This is a genomic window from Paenisporosarcina sp. P4_E4_2 (assembly GCF_056401595.1).
The window spans coordinates 1-4,150 of the sequence record NZ_JBFUJC010000278.1 but is presented as its reverse complement, the minus strand read 5'-3'; the positions used below and the strand labels follow the sequence as shown (position 1 = coordinate 4,150).

The window sequence follows — 4,150 nt, the reverse complement described above, 5'->3', positions numbered from 1 at the left end:
CAGTAAATCCGGATCCCTATCAATTTCACGGCCGATGATGGCTTTTTGTTGATTACCACCTGATAATGCACGTGCAGGTTCATGATCTCCCTGAGTACGTACATCGTATTTTTGAATGATTTCATTCGCTTTTTTCGAAATGGTCGAATAATTCATAAAACCATTTTTTGAATTTGGGCTTGTATAATACGTTTGTAAAGCAATGTTATGACCTATTGGGAAATCAAGGACAAGACCATGTTTATGACGATCTTGAGGAATATGACCAACACCAGATTCCGTAATCTTGCGTGGTCGTTTACCTGTAATATCTTGACCATTCATGAAAACTTGTCCGCTTTTCACTTTACGCAGACCCGTGATTGCTTCAATCAATTCCGATTGACCATTTCCGTCAATACCGGCAATTCCGACAATTTCACCTTTACGAACATTTAGGTTAAGGCCTCTTACTTTTTCAATCCCCCGGTAATCAGTAACCACTAAATCTTTCACGTCCAGAACATCTGTCGTAGGGTTAGCAGGACCTTTGACTGTTTTAAATTCCACTTGTCGTCCAACCATCAAGGAAGCAAGTTCATTGGGGTTTGTCTCAGCAGTCACCACTGTACCGATGCCTTGCCCTTTTCGAATAACCGTCACACGGTCCGAAACATCCATAATCTCTTTTAATTTATGAGTAATTAAGATAATAGATTTTCCTTCTTCAATTAAGCGACGCATAATCTGAATTAATTCCGTAATTTCTTGTGGAGTCAGAGATGCAGTCGGTTCATCAAAAATTAATATTTCAGCGCCACGATACAATGTTTTCAAAATCTCAACACGTTGTTGCATACCAACTGAAATGTCTTCAATTTTTGCATACGGGTCGACGTCTAATCCATAAAGTTCAGACAGCTCTTGTACTTTTTTGGCAGCAGTTTTCACAGAAATCATACCAAACTTAGTTGGCTCACTACCTAAAATGATGTTTTCTGTAACAGAAAAATCTTCAACTAACATGAAATGTTGGTGAACCATCCCGATTCCGAGGTTATTCGCAACATTTGGATCCGTAATCTTAACTTCTTGACCACGAACACGGATTTCTCCGCCCTCTGGCTGGTAAAGGCCGAAGAGTACGTTCATCAACGTCGATTTCCCTGCACCATTCTCACCGAGAAGGGCATGAATTTCGCCTTGTTTAAGTTGAAGGGTAATGTTGTCATTTGCAACGAAATTTCCGAACTCTTTTCGGATATTCAGCATTTCAATAACGTGTTCCAATATATTCACTCCCTTAGGCACTTTTTAAATGAAAATTAAATTAACACAGGAAAGGCTTTATCTATAAAACCTTTCATCTATTAATTTATAAAGGGCAATAAAAACATCATAAAGACCGGAAATCCGGTCTTTATGATGACTTATTCAAGTGTTAAATTACTCTACAGTTTCAGGAACTGTTACTTCGCCATCAGCGATTTTCTTAGCATACTCATCGATTTGAGCTAAAACATCGTCTGGAATTGCTCCACGAGAATCCGCTAAGCCAACGCCATCTTCAGCTAAACCGTAAACTGTTGTTTCGCCACCTGGGAATTTACCTTCTGCAGCCAATTTAGAAATGTTTTGTACAGCTACGTCAACGCGTTTTAACATTGAAGTTAATGTTATGTTATCGTCGCCAACAGCACCTTCGTCATATTGGTCAGAGTCAACCCCAATTACCCAAACGTAAGCATCTGGATCTTTAGTTTTTAATTCTTTAGCTTCTGCGAATACACCGTTACCAGTACCACCTGCAGCGTGGAAAATAATATCTACGCCTGAAGAATACATGCGGTTAGCAGTTGTTTTACSAAGTTCAGCTTTGTCAAATGCACCTGTGTACTGAACATCAACTTCGATGCTTGGATCGACAGCTTTTACGCCTTCAACGAATCCAGCTTCAAAACGTTCGATTACAGGGATATCCATACCACCAACGAAACCGATTTTTTTCGATTTAGTCATTAATGCTGCAGCAACACCTGCAAGGTAAGAACCTTCTTGCTCTTTGAATAATACTGAAGCAACATTTGGTTGATCTACTTCTGCATCAATAATAGCAAGATTATTATCAGGTTTTTGAGTTGCGATTTCATTTACTGATTTTTCCATTAAGAAACCAATTCCGAATACTAAATCAAAGTTACGACGTACTAAGAGATTTAAGTTTGTGTTATAGTCAGCGTCCGATTGTGATTGTAAGTAATCGATTCCACCGTCGCCTTTTTCAAGACCATTGTCTGCACCAAATGCTTTTAAACCTTCCCAAGCTGATTGGTTGAATGATTTATCGTCTACTCCACCAACGTCAGTTACCATTGCTACTGAGAAATCAATTGCTTCTTTTTCTCCAGCAGAACCGTTACCTTCATTCTTATCTTTGTCAGTACCACATGCTCCTAGAATTGTACTAGCAGCTAATACCATCGATAAAGCTAAACCAAATTTACGCTTTGTCAATTTGAGACCCCCCAAAAAATGTTTTTTCATATTAGCAGGAAGTTTGATGTTTTACACCCTTTTACGGACTACATGGAAACTGAATTTGTCAGCTCTAAAATAGTTTTTTGAATATAATACTACTTGATCTTTGTCATTATAATGTAATTGCTTCAGAACTAGTAACGCCGTTTCAGGTTCACACTCTAAAATCGGAGATGCCACTTCGTGGTAGCCTGTTGGGTCGATAAAAGTAACAGCATAAGTTACCCGGATTTCCCCGGATTCTTCAATTGCTGTGAAAATCGATCCTTCTTGCCTACTTAAAAAATCAGAAGGCAAATACTTTGCGGGAACTTTGTCCACACAATACACAACTGGTTCACCATTTGCTGTCCTTACACGTTCAATTGTAATGACTGATTCGTCTATTTCGCAATGAAAGCGTTTTATATCATCTTCAGACGGAAGCGCTTCCAAAGAACTCAAATAAATAGTACCTGGTTCCATGCCCGCTTTCCGTATCATAGAGGAGATACTTGTTAAATGTTCGATACCAGAAGTGAAAACTGGTTTCGAATTAACAAATGTACCTACACCATGACGTCTTACGATAACATTTTCTTCTTCCAACAGTCTAAGTGCTTCACGAAGTGTCGCACGACTGATTCCAAGTGATTTGGCCAGTTCAAATTCTGAAGGCAATTTCTCCTTCTCTTCGAATACACCTTTTGCAATATCGTCTTTAAGACGATCGATCACTTGAAGATACAAATGACGATGATCTGTTTTTATTGACATACATATCACCACCAACAGCAGAGATCAGACATCTGATGTAAAACTTTCCTACTAATCAGACATACTATACCACTTTTATTTGTGTAAATAAATAGATTTTTGGGTATTTACGAAAAGTTTCGTAAAAAACTTAATTTTTTTGTAATGCTTTTGTCATATAAAAGATCTTATGTTATGTCATCTTGCTTGGATTGAAGAACTTGTCTTGGCTTGCTACCTTCATAAGGTCCAATCACTCCGCGCATTTCCATCTGATCGATAATTCGTGCCGCTCTTGAATAGCCGACTCGGAATCTTCGTTGCAATAAAGAAACCGATGCTGTTTGCATATCCGTAACGAGTTGCACAGCTTCATCATATAAATCATCCGTCTGTTCATCCACTGATACTTCTTCAATTTCGGTTGGAATCATTTCTTCTTGATATTGTGCTTTTTGCTGAGCAATTGCAAAATCAACTACTTTTTCTACTTCCTGATCCGATAAGAAAGCTCCCTGTACACGGACTGGTTTCGATGCACCGGCTGCTAAAAATAACATATCTCCACGGCCAAGTAGTTTCTCTGCTCCCCCCATGTCCAAAATCGTACGGGAATCAATGGAAGAAGAAACAGCAAACGCAATTCGTGAAGGGATATTCGCTTTAATTACCCCTGTAATAACATCCACACTTGGACGTTGCGTCGCAATAATTAAATGTATCCCAGCCGCCCGAGCCATTTGTGCAAGTCTTGTAATTGAATCTTCCACGTCATTTGACGCGACCATCATCAAATCTGCCAATTCATCTACAATGACAACAATATAAGGTAACTGGGGATGTTTTTCATCGTTCTCTTCATTCCACTTACGAATGTGATCGTTATATCCTTCTATAT

The 4,150-nt window shown here is 38.9% G+C and carries 4 protein-coding genes; all 4 read right to left on the bottom strand.

Going from position 1 to position 4,150, the window contains the following annotated elements; genetic code table 11:
• A partial coding sequence (locus tag AC1DSB_RS15350) for an ABC transporter ATP-binding protein (RefSeq protein ID WP_477587036.1) occupies nucleotides 1-1,269 on the bottom strand: 1,269 nt, incomplete at its 3' end.
• A gap of 156 nt (nucleotides 1,270-1,425) precedes the next feature.
• The gene (locus AC1DSB_RS15345) at nucleotides 1,426-2,493 is read right to left on the bottom strand and encodes a BMP family lipoprotein (RefSeq protein WP_477587035.1); all 1,068 of its coding nucleotides are present in this window, start codon (nucleotides 2,491-2,493) and stop codon (nucleotides 1,426-1,428) included.
• Nucleotides 2,494-2,544: 51 nt separating this feature from the next.
• Nucleotides 2,545-3,273, bottom strand: coding sequence for a GntR family transcriptional regulator (locus AC1DSB_RS15340; RefSeq protein WP_477530993.1), 729 nt, complete (start codon nucleotides 3,271-3,273; stop codon nucleotides 2,545-2,547).
• 167 nt (nucleotides 3,274-3,440) lie between these two features.
• A partial coding sequence (locus AC1DSB_RS15335; protein ID WP_477587034.1) for a DNA translocase FtsK occupies nucleotides 3,441-4,150 on the bottom strand: 710 nt, incomplete at its 5' end.

Bases quoted from the DNA above. Each gene is read 5' to 3' on its own strand.
- AC1DSB_RS15340 (WP_477530993.1), bottom strand. From the start codon at position 3,273: ATGTCAATAAAAACAGATCATCGTCATTTGTATCTTCAAGTGATCGAT.